We start from the raw sequence: 13636 nt of genomic DNA, 5'->3' as shown, positions 1-13636 counted from the left end.
CTGACCCCGGCCTCCGGACTCCTCAGCGCTTCGCGGCCTTGCGGTAGTGGTCCAGGACGTGCTGCCGCAGTAGGTGGCCGAAGCCGGCGCGTTCGAGGCGCAGCCCCAGGTCCGCCGGGGTGGTCCCGAGGGCGTCGGCCGTGCGCCCGAGGTGCCAGTCGTGCGCGGCCAGCCTGGTCAGCAGGTAGCCGCGCCGGATCTGCGCCTGCGACAGGCGGAAGGTCTTCAGGTAGGCGACCTGCCCGTCGTCGGAGGTGATCGTCTCCCCGATGTGGTTCTCCCGCCGCGGTTCGAAGCGCGGCAGGAACCGGGAGAGGCGGAACGGCCCGAACCGGTAGACCTCCTCCACCCGGCCGGGGGACGACAGCATCTCCGCCGCCATGGTCGTGTCGTGGAAGGACGCCCACTCCCGTTCGTGCCGCTCGGCCGCCTGGCGCAGGTCGTCCAGCGAGGCCACGCGCAAGGCGTCCACCACCGCGGGGAAGTCGCGTACCGGGTGGTACAGGGCGTAGTCGTGGATCAGCTCACCGTACAGGTCGTGGATGAGGGTCGGGTGCAGCGCCCGGTAGTCGTCGGGGTGCGGCACCACGGTCGCGGCGGCGAGCGAGTCGGCCACGTAGATCATCAGCCCGCACTGTCCGGGGTAGATCTCGAAGACCCGCAGGGCGTCCGCCAGCCCGCTGATCTCGGCGCCGCTGTAGACGGCCTCCACCCGCGGCGACAGGTCGCGGCGCGACCACTCCTCCCAGACGATCTCGGGCCCGTCGAAGTGCAGCGCCAGGTAGCCCTCCACGGCCAGGTGCATCGGCAGGAAGCGCAGCCGGTTCTTGTCGACGCGCCGCGCCATGCGGCGCCGCGTCCTGATGCCGATGCGGCGGGCCGGCTCGTCGATCTGGGTCCCGTACGCGGCGGCGGGCGTCCCGTCGCCGGTCCAGGACGCGACGAAGGCGTGCGGGATGTAGGCCCAGTAGCCGGTCCTGTCCGGCAGCGACACCATGGACAGCTCGTCGCCGTAGATCTTGGCGTGCAGCCGCAGGTCCAGGATCGGCTCGCGGCGGACGAGCGGCACCAGGCGCACCGCTCCCCAGGTCTGCGCGGGCCGCGTCTCCAGCCCGGTCAGGTCGATCATCGCCGCGCCACCCTCTCCGCCGCCCGCTCGGCCAGGTAGCCGCGCAGCTCCGCCAGGCCGGTCCGGCCCTCGGCGAACTGGGCCAGCTCGACCAGCACCGGGAGGTCCTCCGCGTCCCGGATGCCGGTGGTCGGCACACCGGGCGCCAGCCGGCGCACCTCGAAGCCGCCGGCGTCGTAGACCGGGTTGACGTGCACGATGCTCACCTTCCGGCCGGGGTCCAGCCGGGTGCGCCAGACGCGCAGCACCTCGGCGGCCAGCCCCGGCGGCGCGTTGTCCCAGCCGTCGGAGACGATGAGGAGCCGTTCCGGGGCGGTCTCCAGCCCGTCGACGATCCGTCGCCCGAGCGGCGTGGGGCCGGTCGGCCGCGCCATCAGCGGGTCGCCGCCGCCCGACAGCCAGAGCCCGCGGTAGTCGCCCGCCAGCGCCTCCAGCAGGTAGTGGCAGGCCACGGCGACCGCGAGCGGCCTCCGTCGCTTGGTGACCGAGCCGAAGGCGGAGAAGCTGTCGTCGAGGACCGCCGTGACGCGTCCCCAGGTGCCCGCGCGCGTTCCGGCCGCGCGCGCCGCCGACGCGCGCAGGGCCGCGGTGAGTTCGGAACGGCGGCGCGCCCGGGTCTGGAAGGGCAGCGACAGCGCGTAGGAGGCCAGCCGCACCAGGGGCATCGCGGCCAGGTCGGCCTCGACGCCCTGGTCACGCGCGGACTCGGCCAGCCGCATCCGCTCCAGCCTGGTCAGCCGCGGCGCGATCCGCTCCATGAAGATCTCGCGCTTGATCCCGTGCCGGGCGGCGAATCCCTCGGCCACGGTGTAGGGCAGCTCGTAGACGGCGGCCTGCTCGTAGTGCGCGCGGCGCCAGGCGTCCAGCAGCGGGTGGTCGAACCTGGTACGGCCGCGCGGCGCGAAGAGGAAGTCGCCCAGCTCGCCCTCCAGCCGCAGGTGGGCGTGGCGCACCGCGTCCTTGACCGCCGTACGGTACTTGACCGCGTCGAAGGCCAGGTCGGGACGGCCGGACAGCCACCCGGCGATGATCGCCCGGGTGCGCCGGTTGTTGACGCCGAGCCGCCGCAGGTCCTGGAACAGCCGGTAGACGCGCTGCGGCGCCATCCGCGACAGCCGCCACGCGATCAGGGCGCCGTCGCCGCCGTGCCGCAGGAGCAGGTTGCGGATGATCATCGCGGCGTTGTGGTCGTTGATCTCCAGCGCCAGCGTCGCCGCGTAGATCTCGGGGTAGTTGCCGTCGATGTAGCTGTGCAGGAACCGGAGGGAGAGCCGCTGCTCGGCCTGCGTGCTGTGGAACTCGCGCTGCCCGGTCGACGTGATCGCCGCGTTGACGAACAGCAGGACGTCTTCGCACTCGATCAGGTCGGCGAACGTCTCCATGATCGCCCCCTTGTCCGGGCCGGCCGGGGAATGAGGGCACGAACTGCGAAGGCATCGCTGTACAGGCGGGTTCCGGAAGTCGCACCGAAGTCCCGCGGCCGACCGGAGACGACGGTACCAACGATCACGGAACGGCGCAGGTGGATATCAATCCCACCGAAACGCAGAAGCTACATCCTTTCCGCCATTTCCCTTGCATCTGCGATGGGTAGCACGAAAGCCCCTTGCAGTTACATGGCGGCCCATGTGAGGGTGAGGAGGGTCAAGACGAGGAGGCGGCCGTGCGGCCGACGTCAACCGATCTTCCATCGGCCGGCCAGGTGGCTCTGTCGGGCGAGGTCCGCGTACCCGCCCGGTGGAGCGTCGCGACGCTGCGGTCCATGCCACAGCGGGAGATGACGGTGACCTTCGAGTGCCGCACCTCCGGACCGCGACGCCACTACTTCACCGGGCCGCTGCTCATCGAGGTGCTCCAGGCCGCGCAGCCGCTGTTCGACCCGGCCGAGCGAAAGGACCGGCTGCGCCATCTGATCGCGGTGCTCGGACGCGACGGCCACCGCGCGGTGCTGTCGTGGGGCGAGATCGACCCCGAGTTCGGCGACACGCGGGCGCTGCTGGCCGTCAGCATGGACTGCCGGCCGCTGGACGAGCAGGGGCCGCACCTGGTGATGCCGGGCGATCGCTGCGGGGCGCGGCACATCAGCCAGGTCACCGACATCCGGGTGTGCGCCGACGACCGGCTGTGGGGATGAGCGCGCCGTCTCGTTCAGACAGGAGCTCGTTCAGGCGGGATAGGCGTGGGTCTCGGTGGCCTTGACCGAGGCCCAGATCGTCTGGCCCGGGGTGAGGTCGAGGTCGGCGAGGGCGGCGGGGGTGATGTCGGCGAACGCCGTGACAGGGCCGTCGAGGTGGACGCGGACGTTGTCGCCGTGCCGTTCGATGCCGTCGATGCGCGCCTGCCAGAGGTTGCGCGGGCTGCCGTCCGGACGGGAGCGGTAGAGCGCCACGGCGGCGGGCGGGAAGGCCACGAACGCGGCCCCCTCCAGCCGTTCCGACGTGCTGATCAGCAGCTCGCCGACCTTGACCCGCGGCCCGTCGGCCACACCGCGATACAGGTTGAGCCCGACGAGCCGGGCGACGTAGTCGGTGCGCGGGTGGCGGGCCACCTCGGCGGGGGCGCCCTGCTGGACGATCGCGCCGTTCTCGATGACGACCAGCCGGTCGGCCAGCACCATGGCGTCCAGCGGGTCGTGCGTGACCAGCACGGTGGCGCCGCCGAAGTCGGCCAGGTGACGGCGCAGCTCCGAGCGCACCTCCAGGCGGGTGTGCGCGTCGAGGGCGGCCAGCGGCTCGTCCAGCAGCAGCAGGTCGGGCCGTACGGCCAGCGCCCGGGCGAGCGCGACGCGCTGCGCCTGGCCGCCGGAGAGCTGCCGCGGCCTGGCGGCGGCCCGCTCGGCCAGGCCGACGCGTTCCAGCAGGGCGGCGGCCGTGCGGCGCGCCTCGGCCTTGGAGGCGCCCTGGCACCGGGGACCGAAGGCGACGTTGTCCAGCGCCGACAGGTGCGGGAAGAGCAGGTAGTCCTGGAAGACCATGCCGATCGGCCGCTGCTCGGGGGCCAGGGTGTGCAGGGCGTGCCCGTCCAGGACGATCTCGCCCTTCGACAGGGGGACGAGGCCGGCCAGGGCGCGCAGGGCGGTGGTCTTGCCCGCGCCGTTGGGGCCGAGCAGCGCGACCACCTCGCCCGGCCGGACGTCGAGCGCGATGTCGAGGGTGAAGGCGGGCCGGGTGACCACGAGCCGGGCGTGGAGGGTCACGGCGCGCTCACCCACCGGTCGCGCAGGCCGGCCAGGATGATCATCGAGACGGTCAGCAGCACCAGGCTGAGCACGATGGCCGCCTCCGGCTCGGTCTCCAGCGCCAGGTAGACGGCCAGCGGCATGGTGCGGGTGGTGCCGGGGAAGTTGCCCGCGAACGTGATCGTGGCACCGAACTCGCCCAGCGCCCGGGCCCAGCACAGCACCGCCCCCGCCACCACGCCGGGCATGACCATCGGCAGGGTGACGCGGCGGAAGACCGTCCAGCGGGAGGCGCCGAGCGTCGCCGCGGCCTCCTCGTAACGCCGGTCGGCGGCCCGCAGCGCGCCCTCCACGCTGATGACCAGGAACGGCATCGCCACGAACGCCTCGGCGACGATCACACCCGCCGTGGTGAACGGCAGCGTGATCCCGAACGCCGACTCCAGCCACTGCCCGACCAGCCCGCGCCGCCCCAGCACCAGCAGCAGCGCCACGCCGCCCACCACCGGCGGGAGCACCAGCGGCACGGTCACCAGCGCCCGCACCAGGCGCCGGCCCGGGAACTCGACCCGGGCCAGCAGCCAGGCCAGCGGCACCCCGAGCAGCAGGCTCATGGCGGTGGCGACGGTGGCCGTCACCAGCGACAGCCGCAGCGCCTCCAGCACGTACGGCTCGGCCAGCCGCTCCGGCAGCGTGGACCACGGCGCTCGGACCAGCAGCCCGGCCAGCGGCAGCACCAGGAACGCCAGCCCCGCCAGCGCGGGCACGACCAGCATCCACGGCGGCCGCGCCGAAGCGGTGCGGTTCTGCTCGGTGACGGCGCCCATGCTGATCAGGGCGCCTCGAAACCGGCCTTGGTCAGCACGTCCTTGCCCTGCGGCGACAGCACCAGGCCGACGAACTGCTCGGCCAGCTCACCGGCGGGAGCCTTCGGGAGGGCGGCGATCGGGTAGTCGTTGATCGCCTTGTCGGCTTCGGGGAAGGCGATGCCCTGGACCTTGCCCGCCGCGGCGATCACGTCGGTCCGGTAGACCAGGGCGGCGTCCACCTCGCCCAGCTCGACCTTGGTGAGCGTGGCCTTGACGTCCTGCTCCAGCGTCACGGGCTTGACCTCGAGCCCGGCCGCGTCCAGCGCCTTGACCGCCGCCGCCCCGCACGGCACCTGCTCGGCGCAGAGCGCGACCTTCACCTTGGGGTCGGCCAGGTCCTTCAGCTCGTCCACCTTGGCCGGGTTGTCGGAGGGGACGGCGATCTGCAGCTTGTTGCGGACGAAGGTCTTCGGCGAGGTCGCCGGCGACGCGTCGGTGACCGTCTTCATCGTGGCCGGGCTGGCCGCGGCGAACACGTCCGCGGGCGCGCCCTGCGCGATCTGCTGCGCGAGCGTCGCGCTGGAGCCGAAGTTGAACTTCACCGACGTACCCGGATGAGCCGCCTCGAAGTGCTTGCCGAGCGCGGTGAAGGCGCCGGTCAGGGACGCCGCCGCGAACACCGTCACCTCCTTCGCCCCCTTGGCCGCGCCGGCGGGGGTGGCCGCCGAGCCGGCCGGTACGGCGGAGCCGCATCCCGACAGGCCGAGCGCGAGCGCGACGGGGAGGGCGACGGTCCACCGGGGAAAACGCCTCGACACCAAGGGGCTCCTCACAGGCTGCTGGGCACGCGCTCGTGACCAGGGATCTCGACGACGACATTGGTGGACTTGATCACGGCGATCGCCACCACCCCCACCTGCAGGCCCAGCTCGTCGGCGGCCTGGCGGCTCATCAGCGACACCACCCGGAACGGCCCGGCGGCGATCTCCACCTGCGCCATCACCGCGTCCCGGATCACCTCGGTGACGATCCCGCGGAAGCGGTTACGCGCCGAGGAGCGGTTGCCGCTCTCGCTCTCCCCGACCTGGGCTCGGGCGAAGGCCGCCAGATCGGCGCCGTTCACCTGCCGGTGACCGTGCTCGTCCCGCTCGGCCGCCAGCCGGCCCGCGTCCACCCACCGGCGTACGGTGTCGGAGCTGACCCCGAGCAGCGCCGCGGCCTCACTGATCCGGAACGTCGTCACAAGACCTCACCCTACCCTTCGCACATACCAGTCTGAAGACCCCCTCTCCCCCGAAACAGCAGCCCGATCCAGCCTCCTGACATGGCATCCACGAGAGTGGACCCCGCCGTCCCGGCCGTCGCGCAGCGGCGCCGGCGACAACGCGAGAGGCCCGCCACCGCGTCTCCGCCGGTGACGGGCCCCTTCCCGGTGAACCCGCGTCAGGTGATCGACATGCTCTTGACGGCCGCGATGATCCCTTTCCGGTCGTAGCCGGCGGTGGGCAGGGTGGAGCCGTGAGCGTGGCGGACGACGCCCGCCGCGTCGACCAGGATGCTGCCGGACTGCTGCAGCGCGCCGAAGACCTTCCTGCCCAGGCCGATCATCTCGTGCGGAGTGCCCTGGCGGCCGACGAGGACGGGGAACGGCACCCCCCGCTTGGCCTTCCAGGCGGCCGCCTCGGCACGGTCCTCGGGAACCGCCAGCATCACCTGGACGCCGCCGTCCGCGAACTCGTCGCGGCGCCGGTCGAGGTCCTGGACGTGCAGGTTGCAGACCGGGCACGACGTCGACCGCATGAAGTAGATCAGTACGGCGTGTCGGCCCCGGTAGTCGGACAGGCGGACGGTACGGCCGTCGGTGTCCTCCAGCACCACGTCGGGCGCGGGGGATCCAGTTTCGAGCATGGCGGAACTTCCTCTTCGAACTCGGGTTGTGAAAACGCGGACCTTCGACGGTCTTCGGGCAGACCTTCGGTGGTCCTGAGTCAGGCCGACGGCAGGCGGGGCCGGGGTCGGGCGTACGTCAGGCGGGTCCGGGGTCGGGCGTACGTCAGGCCGCGCCGCGGTCCGACGGGCTTTCGGCGGGGCCGGTCACGCCCGCCAGGCCGAGCCGGAGCCTGTTGCGGGCCCGGTGCAGCTGGGACTTCATCGCGGCGTTGCTCAGGCCGAGCGACCGCGCGACCGACGGCCCCGGATGGCCCAGGACGTCCCGCATGATCAGCACTCTGCGCTGGACCTCGGGCAACTCCTGGATCGCCCGCGCGACCCACTCGGCCTCCAGCCGCCGGAGCGCCTCGTCCTCGGCCGAGGACGCCAGGCCGCTCTCGAACCCGTCCTCACGCTCGAACAGCGGTCGCTCGTCCTGACGCTCGAACACCAGACGAGCGCGGCGCAGGCACTCGTTGCGGACGATGCGGAACATCCACGACGCCAGCGCCCCGGTGGCGCGGAGCGAGCCGATCTTCCGGTAGAGGATGATCAGCGCTTCCTGCGCGGCGTCCTCGGCGTCCTGCGGTGAGGCGCAAAGGTGCTCCGCGAAGCGCCGCACGTGAGCGTGGGCGCCATAGAGCACCGCGGCGATCGACTCGCGGTCGCCGGCCTGCGCGGCCTCGATGAGCTGCGCACTCGCCCATCCCCGGTCAGCCATGCGCACGCCCTTGCTCTCTGCTGGACAAGGTCCTGAAGCATACCCGCCGCACCACCGGCGTCACGGCGTCCCGCACACCCGTCTCCTTCCCCAGTGTGGCCATCACCTCATAAGAGGGCTGGGCGGGGCGAAAGGATTCACCCATGCCGCGATCGGCTCATGTCGGGAGCCGTGGCCGGTCGCGGCCGGGGCTCTCCGGAGACGGCGCGGAGGTCAGCGTGGCGACGGCACCACGGCGAGCTCCGCGGTGTAGGCGTCGGGAGGCGCGCTCAGCACCCAGACGACCATCGCGGCGAGCGTCCGCGGCCGGATGCACAGCTCGGGATCGTACGGGCGGCCGAACGCGGTCCTGACCTCGCTCAGCAGGTCGGTCGCCGTGGGGCCGGGATAGACGGTGGTGACCCGTACGCCGGAGGCCGCCTCCTCGTCGCGCAGCGAGTCGGCCAGCTCGCGCAGCGCCGCCTTGCTGCCGGCATAGGCCGACCAGCGGGCGATGCCGGTCGTTCCGGGAGCGGCGTTGATGAAGATCACGTGACCCCGCGAGCGCCGCAGGGCGGGTAACGTCAGCCGGGTCAGTTCGGCGGCGGAGCCCACGTTCACCGCCAGGGTCCGCTGCCACGTCCCGGGGTCGGCGTCGGCGACGGCCGCGACCGGGGCGATCGCCGCGCAATGCACCAGCGCTCGCAGATCCGCCAGCTCGCCCGCCTTCTCCAGCGCCCCGATCGCACCGGCCAGCGTCCCGGGCTCGGCGAGATCCACCTCGATCCCCCGCACGTCGAGCCCCCGCGCGCCGAGCCGCCCGACGTCGCGCCCCACGGCGGTCACCCGATGCCCGGCCTCCACCAGCGCGCCGGCCAGCGCCGCCCCGATCCCTCCGGTGGCTCCGGTCACCAGTACGTGTCCCATGACGGCTCCCAACCTCGGCGCGGCAGCGTGATCATCGTACGCACCGCGCAACCTTCCGCGCCCCAGGCGGCGTAAGGACGGGTGACTGTCGCCGCAGGAAGGACCGTTCATGGCGGATCGATCGGAATACGACGCCTTCGTCGAGACGTCGTGGCACCGGCTGCTCCGCACCGCCTACCTGCTCACCCGCGACTGGGCGACCGCGGAGGACCTGGTGCAGGCGGCACTGCTCAAAGCGTGGCAGGCCTGGCCGCGCCTGGGGGCCGAGCGCGAGGCGTACGTCCGGAAGATCATCACGAACCTGCACGTCTCCTGGTGGCGGCGGCGCTGGAGACGGGCCGAGCTGACCAGCGAGTCGCCGCCCGACCGCGCACAGGCGGCCGACCACATGGGGCAGGCCGACGAGCGGGAGCTGGTCTGGCAGGCGCTCGGACGCCTGCCGGCCCGGCAGCGGGCGGTCATCGTGCTGCGGTTCTTCGAGGACCTGACCGAGGCCCAGACCGCCTCGATGCTCGGCTGCAGCGTCGGGACGGTCAAGAGCCAGGCGAGCAGGGCGCTGGCCAAGCTGCGGGTGGACGAGTCGTTCGCGTACGACAGGAGGGGGTAGCACCATGCCCATCGACCAGGGAGAGCTCCGCCACCTGCTGGACGAGCGCAGCCGCCCCGCACTCGACCGACCCGTCCCGTGGCACTCGTTGCGGGCCGGGACGCGGAGCGCGCGACGGCGCCGGCTGTCGGCCGTCACCGCCGCGGCCGCCGTCGCCGTAGCGGCCGTCGCCGCGGTGACGGCCGTGAGCCTGCGCGGTCCGGAGGACGTCGATCGGCCGACCGTCGCGCGGATGAGCGAGAAGTTCCCGGTGCGGTACCAGGAGTCCGACGGCACCGTCTACCGCCGGCTCGCCGTGGTCGCCTTCGACCCGTCGAAAGAGAGGTCGAAGACGTTCCAGGTGAAGGTGAGCGGCAAGCCGGTGGCGGTGCTGCCCGAGTGCCCGCCCGAGACGTCACGGCAGCCCCAGATCAGCGCGCGGGTGCCGGGGACGGCCCGGACGTACACGCTGTCGCCGGTGCCCTTCCTGGCCAACGCGTGCACGCGCGGCATGGCGATGGACATGACGCCGTTCCCGGCCGGGACGCGGCGGGCGACGTTCACCATCACCGCGCGGCACGACGCGCCCGCCGGGAAGTGGCGGTTCGGCGTGTACGAATGGGCGCCTCCCGTCACGATGAGGGCGCCCGCGCCCCCGGTCGAGCCGCCGGCGAAGATCAGAGAGGGGCTCGACCTGGTCACCAGGCGCAGCGTCACCTGGCCCGGCGCCCGCGAGGTGACGCTCACCGTGCCGAACACGGGCCGCACCCTGGCCGTCGTCGCCTACTGCGGCGACAACCTCGGCGAGCGGCTCCTCCAGCAGCTGTGGGTGAACGGCCGGATGGAGAAGGGCGCCATCGACTGCTCGATCCCGCCCGGCGCCCGCGGGCTGGGGTTCACGGTCCTGGGCAAGCGGCCGCAGGCCGAGAAGACGGTGACGGTCAAGGTCCGGGTGACGGCGCCCGTTCCGGAGTACCTGCTCCGCCCGGGGACGCTGACGGTGGCCGTCTACGACGGATTCATGTGATGCCGCCGGCGGGGGCGGCGCTCTTCGGTGGTACGGGACGGAGGACTGACGCGGACGCCCGTCCGCTCGCTACGTTGATCCGCATGGGCGACGCGAAAAGACCACTGACCTCGACGGATGCGGCCACGGCATTGGCCATGACGCTCGACGCGCTCGAAGCGGCGGGCGCCGACCCGGCGTACCGCGTGTGCGGCACCGGCGCCGCGCTCCTGCAAGGAGTCCCGCTGCCCGCCGGGGACATCGACATCCTGCTCGGCGCCCGGGAGGACGTGGACACGTTCGCCGCGGCGCTCTCGTCGTTCCCCTGCCGGTACCCGGCGTCCTGGCTCGCCGGATCCGCGCAGTACTTCGCCAGGTTCGCGGTGAACGGGGTGGACGTGGAGCTGAGCACCCCCGAAAGGCAGGTCGATTCGGACGCCATGGAGTGCGCGGGCAGCGGGCCGTGGCAGCACTACGTCCAGGTTCCCTGCGGCTCGCACCATGTGCCGGTCGTCCGGCTGGAGCTCCGGTTGGCCACGGAGCTCCTGCGAGACCGGCCTGATCGCTACGACCCGCTCCTCGACCACCTGGGCACGCACGGGTTCGATGCCGATCTGCTGCGACGGGCGCTGGACGGCTGCCGCATCCCCGCTCAGCGCCGGCGGCTCGTGCGAGACCGCCTGGCCACCGTCGCAACCAAGATCCAAGTCGATCACCAGTGAGCTCTGCGACGCTCCGCGAGGTAAGCGAGAACGCGTCACAGGAGACACACATATGAGGAAGAAGGCGTTGTCCGCCGCGGCGGCATCCACCGCGGCGGCCGCCCTGACCGCTCTGGCGGCCGTGGCCGTGGCGGCTCCCGCGCCCGCGTCCGCGGCGGCCGTGACGATCAAGGTCGAGCGCGCCCACGCCGAGATGGTGCGGGAGTGGATCGACCCGTTCACCTGCCCGACGAACACGGTGCTCACCGGCCGCTCGCACTACGGCGACGAGAACGCCCCCACCACCTACTACTGCAGCTTCATCCTCATCAACGGCGAGCAGGCCCAGGTGTACCTGAGCGACTGGACCTCCCGCCTGAAGGAGAGCAGGTCCGACTACAGCGCCCCCGACCACCAGGCGGTCGCCGGCAGGTGGCACGAAGGCGACGAGAACGGCTACACGAGGTACCGCACCGCGAGCGTCTACTGGCGGGGCCAGCGGGTGCTGCTGGCCAACGGGGACATCAGCGGCGAGTACAGGGAGAGCAGCCACACCTGGCAGGCGGACGAGAACAAGGTCATGACCGGTCGCCTGCACAACGGGGACGAGAACGGCAAGACGTACTACCGGTTCGCCACCGTGACCTTCGCGGGCTGATCCCGCCGACCGCCGCGTGATCGCGCCTCGAAAGGAACCGAAGACAATGAGAACGTACGGCAAGGCCCTGTCCGTCGTCGCCGTGGCCGCCGCCCTGTCCGCCACCCTGTCCGCCGCCACCATGGCCTCTCCCGCCTCGGCGGCGGTGACGATCAAGATGGAACGCGTCTACACGGAGAGCGTGTGGGAGTCGATGGGCATCCAGTTCACCTGCCCGCCGAACCAGGTGCTCACCGGACGCTCCCACTACGGCGACGAGCGGGCCAGGACCACCTACTACTGCAGCCGCATCCTGATCAACGACGAGCAGGTCCAGGTGCACGCCGGTGACTGGACCTCCCCCCAGAGGGAGAGCAGGTCCGACTACAGCGCCCCCGACCACCAGGTGATCGTCGGCAGATGGCACCAGGACGACGAGAACGGCGACACGAGGTACCGCACCGCCGCGCTGTACTGGCAGGGACGGCAGGTGCTGCTCACCGACGGGGACACCAGCGGTGAGTACAAGGAGAGCAGCCACAGCTGGCAGGCGGCGACCGGCAAGGTCATGACCGGTCGTGTCCACTACGGGGACGAGAACAGCAAGACCTGGTACCGGTTCGCCACCGTGTCGTTCGCGGGCTGATCTCCAGCGCTTCGCGGGCTGATCCGGGCGCGGGTTCCGCTCGATCGCGCGCCCGGGTCAGAGCCTGCCGGTGAACAGGTCCGGCAAGGCTGCCCAGTGGCGTTCGGCGGCCTGCCGGCTGGTACATCGAGATGTCAGCCTGGTGTAGCCGTGGCGGGCGTAGGCGTAGACCTCGCCTCGCTCCGGCGGCGGACGCCCGCCGCGGCGTGGCCGGCGTCCTGCCCGCGCCCTCGCCCTCGCCCTCGCCCTCGCCTCGCCCTCGCCTCCCCTCGTCGAACGCGCCGGTCCGCGGTGACAGTGGTTTGCAAGGACGTTGGGGTGAATTATGAGGTGTCTTGATGACTTAAGCGGGGTATCGGTGCGCGAAAGTATGAAATGTCCGGCCTGTGAGGCGCCGTTGCCCGGGCCTCAGGGGCCGGTGACCAGGTGCCCGGCATGCGCATTGCCTCTGCAGGGACCCGCCGCGCACGAGCTCTGGCAGGTGGACCAGGTCCTCGCCGGGCTGAGGGACCAGCAGGCGCGGCTGCAGGCCCGCCGTACCGAACTGCTCGACATCCTGCGCGCCGGCACGGCGGCCCAGGGGGCGGCAGGCACGGGCGCGGCGCACCAGGGAACCGCGGGCACCCCGGCATCACACCCGGGCACCCCGGCATCACACCCGGGCGCCCCGGCGCGCGAGGTCTCCCCGGGCGCCGCGAAGAACGTCCTGCTCATCCTCGGCGGCCTGCTGCTGACGGTGGCGGCGGTGGTGTTCACCGTGGTGAGCTGGGGGCTGCTGGGCATCGGCGGGCGCGCGGCCGTGCTGGCCGCGTTCACCACGCTGGTCATGCTGGCGCCGGTCGTGCTGATCCGGCGCGGGCTCACCGCGACGGCCGAGACCATGGCCGGGTTCGCCGTCGCGCTGCTGCTGCTCGACGGCTACGCGGCCAGGCGGGTGGGATTCCTCGGGGTCGACGCCCTCGACGCGTCGCACTACACGGCCGGGACGCTCGGGCTCACCGCGCTCGTCCTGGTGGTCTATGCCCGGGTGACCCGGCTTCGCGGACCCGCCCCGGTCGCCGTGGTGCTGGCGCAGCCGGTCCTGCCGTTGTTGACCGGCGACTGGTCGATGACCTGGCTGGTGGCCATGCTGGTGGCCACGGCGGCGCTGGACGTCCCCCTGGTCCGCCGTGGCCGGGGAGCGGTGAGGGTGACGGCCGCCCTGGCCGGCAGCGGGGTCGCGATACTCGCCCTGCTGGTCGGCGCGGCGCACGCGCTGGGTTCCTCGTCCGTCGGTGAGGCCCTGGCCAGGACCATGCCACTGGTCGCGCTGGCTCTGCTCGGCGGGTTCGTGACCTGACTGCTGGCCCGGCCGGGCAAGGCCGAGGAAGAGATCTGGGCCTCGGCCG

General features: G+C 72.4%; 16 protein-coding genes. 7 read left to right on the top strand and 9 right to left on the bottom strand.

Annotated elements, in window-relative coordinates; translation table 11 throughout:
- Positions 1-22: 22 nt before the first annotated feature.
- Together HT134_RS33595 and HT134_RS33590 are read right to left on the bottom strand one after the other, a co-directional pair.
- Positions 23-1129: an ARPP-2 domain-containing protein gene (locus tag HT134_RS33595; protein WP_175604493.1), complete on the bottom strand. Its 1107-nt coding sequence runs from the start codon at positions 1127-1129 to the stop codon at positions 23-25.
- Positions 1126-2511: a hypothetical protein gene (locus tag HT134_RS33590; RefSeq protein ID WP_175604492.1), complete on the bottom strand. Its 1386-nt coding sequence runs from the start codon at positions 2509-2511 to the stop codon at positions 1126-1128. Before HT134_RS33590 ends, HT134_RS33595 begins: the two co-directional genes overlap by 4 nt.
- Before the next feature lie 281 nt (positions 2512-2792).
- On the opposite strand from HT134_RS33590, the gene HT134_RS33585 reads away from it, so the two are divergent.
- Complete coding sequence (locus HT134_RS33585; protein ID WP_175604491.1) at positions 2793-3263, top strand: molybdopterin-dependent oxidoreductase; 471 nt, start codon at positions 2793-2795, stop codon at positions 3261-3263.
- Positions 3264-3293: 30 nt separating this feature from the next.
- On the opposite strand, the gene HT134_RS33580 is transcribed toward HT134_RS33585, so the two are convergent.
- From HT134_RS33580 to HT134_RS33550, 7 genes are all read right to left on the bottom strand, one after another.
- Positions 3294-4325 (bottom strand): ABC transporter ATP-binding protein, encoded by a 1032-nt coding sequence (locus tag HT134_RS33580; protein ID WP_175604490.1) that lies wholly within the window; start codon positions 4323-4325, stop codon positions 3294-3296.
- Positions 4322-5134, bottom strand: a complete 813-nt coding sequence (locus HT134_RS33575; RefSeq protein WP_175604489.1) for an ABC transporter permease — start codon at positions 5132-5134, stop codon at positions 4322-4324. Before HT134_RS33575 ends, HT134_RS33580 begins: the two co-directional genes overlap by 4 nt.
- Before the next feature lie 5 nt (positions 5135-5139).
- On the bottom strand, positions 5140-5934 hold the full coding sequence (gene modA, locus HT134_RS33570) for a molybdate ABC transporter substrate-binding protein (RefSeq protein ID WP_376768136.1): 795 nt from the start codon (positions 5932-5934) through the stop codon (positions 5140-5142).
- An 11-nt stretch (positions 5935-5945) separates the two neighbouring features.
- A complete protein-coding gene (locus HT134_RS33565; protein ID WP_175604487.1) occupies positions 5946-6359 on the bottom strand; it encodes a TOBE domain-containing protein in 414 nt (137 codons plus the stop codon).
- A 200-nt stretch (positions 6360-6559) separates the two neighbouring features.
- Positions 6560-7024, bottom strand: coding sequence for a peroxiredoxin family protein (locus HT134_RS33560; RefSeq protein WP_175604486.1), 465 nt, complete (start codon positions 7022-7024; stop codon positions 6560-6562).
- Positions 7025-7169: 145 nt separating this feature from the next.
- Positions 7170-7766: an RNA polymerase sigma factor gene (locus HT134_RS33555; RefSeq protein WP_175604485.1), complete on the bottom strand. Its 597-nt coding sequence runs from the start codon at positions 7764-7766 to the stop codon at positions 7170-7172.
- A 213-nt stretch (positions 7767-7979) separates the two neighbouring features.
- Positions 7980-8672 carry an SDR family NAD(P)-dependent oxidoreductase gene (locus HT134_RS33550; protein ID WP_175604484.1) on the bottom strand — a complete coding sequence of 231 codons (693 nt, stop codon included), beginning with the start codon at positions 8670-8672 and terminating at the stop codon, positions 7980-7982.
- Between the two features lie 109 nt (positions 8673-8781).
- Here HT134_RS33550 and HT134_RS33545 point away from each other — a divergent pair, with 109 nt between their 5' ends.
- The 6 genes from HT134_RS33545 (at position 8782) to HT134_RS33520 (ending at position 13587) form a co-directional block, all read left to right on the top strand.
- The gene (locus tag HT134_RS33545; protein ID WP_175604483.1) at positions 8782-9279 is read left to right on the top strand and encodes a SigE family RNA polymerase sigma factor; all 498 of its coding nucleotides are present in this window, start codon (positions 8782-8784) and stop codon (positions 9277-9279) included.
- A gap of 4 nt (positions 9280-9283) precedes the next feature.
- On the top strand, positions 9284-10285 hold the full coding sequence (locus tag HT134_RS33540; protein WP_175604482.1) for a hypothetical protein: 1002 nt from the start codon (positions 9284-9286) through the stop codon (positions 10283-10285).
- An 83-nt stretch (positions 10286-10368) separates the two neighbouring features.
- Positions 10369-10986 carry a hypothetical protein gene (locus HT134_RS33535; RefSeq protein WP_175604481.1) on the top strand — a complete coding sequence of 206 codons (618 nt, stop codon included), beginning with the start codon at positions 10369-10371 and terminating at the stop codon, positions 10984-10986.
- A 52-nt stretch (positions 10987-11038) separates the two neighbouring features.
- Positions 11039-11623: a hypothetical protein gene (locus HT134_RS33530; RefSeq protein ID WP_175604480.1), complete on the top strand. Its 585-nt coding sequence runs from the start codon at positions 11039-11041 to the stop codon at positions 11621-11623.
- A 46-nt stretch (positions 11624-11669) separates the two neighbouring features.
- Positions 11670-12248 (top strand): hypothetical protein, encoded by a 579-nt coding sequence (locus HT134_RS33525; RefSeq protein WP_175604479.1) that lies wholly within the window; start codon positions 11670-11672, stop codon positions 12246-12248.
- Positions 12249-12690: 442 nt separating this feature from the next.
- Positions 12691-13587 carry a hypothetical protein gene (locus tag HT134_RS33520; RefSeq protein ID WP_175604478.1) on the top strand — a complete coding sequence of 299 codons (897 nt, stop codon included), beginning with the start codon at positions 12691-12693 and terminating at the stop codon, positions 13585-13587.
- The last annotated feature ends 49 nt before the right edge of the window (positions 13588-13636 follow it).

The sequence above is a fragment of the Nonomuraea rhodomycinica genome, from assembly GCF_013363995.1.
Classification (GTDB): domain Bacteria; phylum Actinomycetota; class Actinomycetes; order Streptosporangiales; family Streptosporangiaceae; genus Nonomuraea; species Nonomuraea rhodomycinica.
Note: the sequence above shows the minus strand (reverse complement) of the source record. Positions and strands in the feature narration are given on the sequence as shown.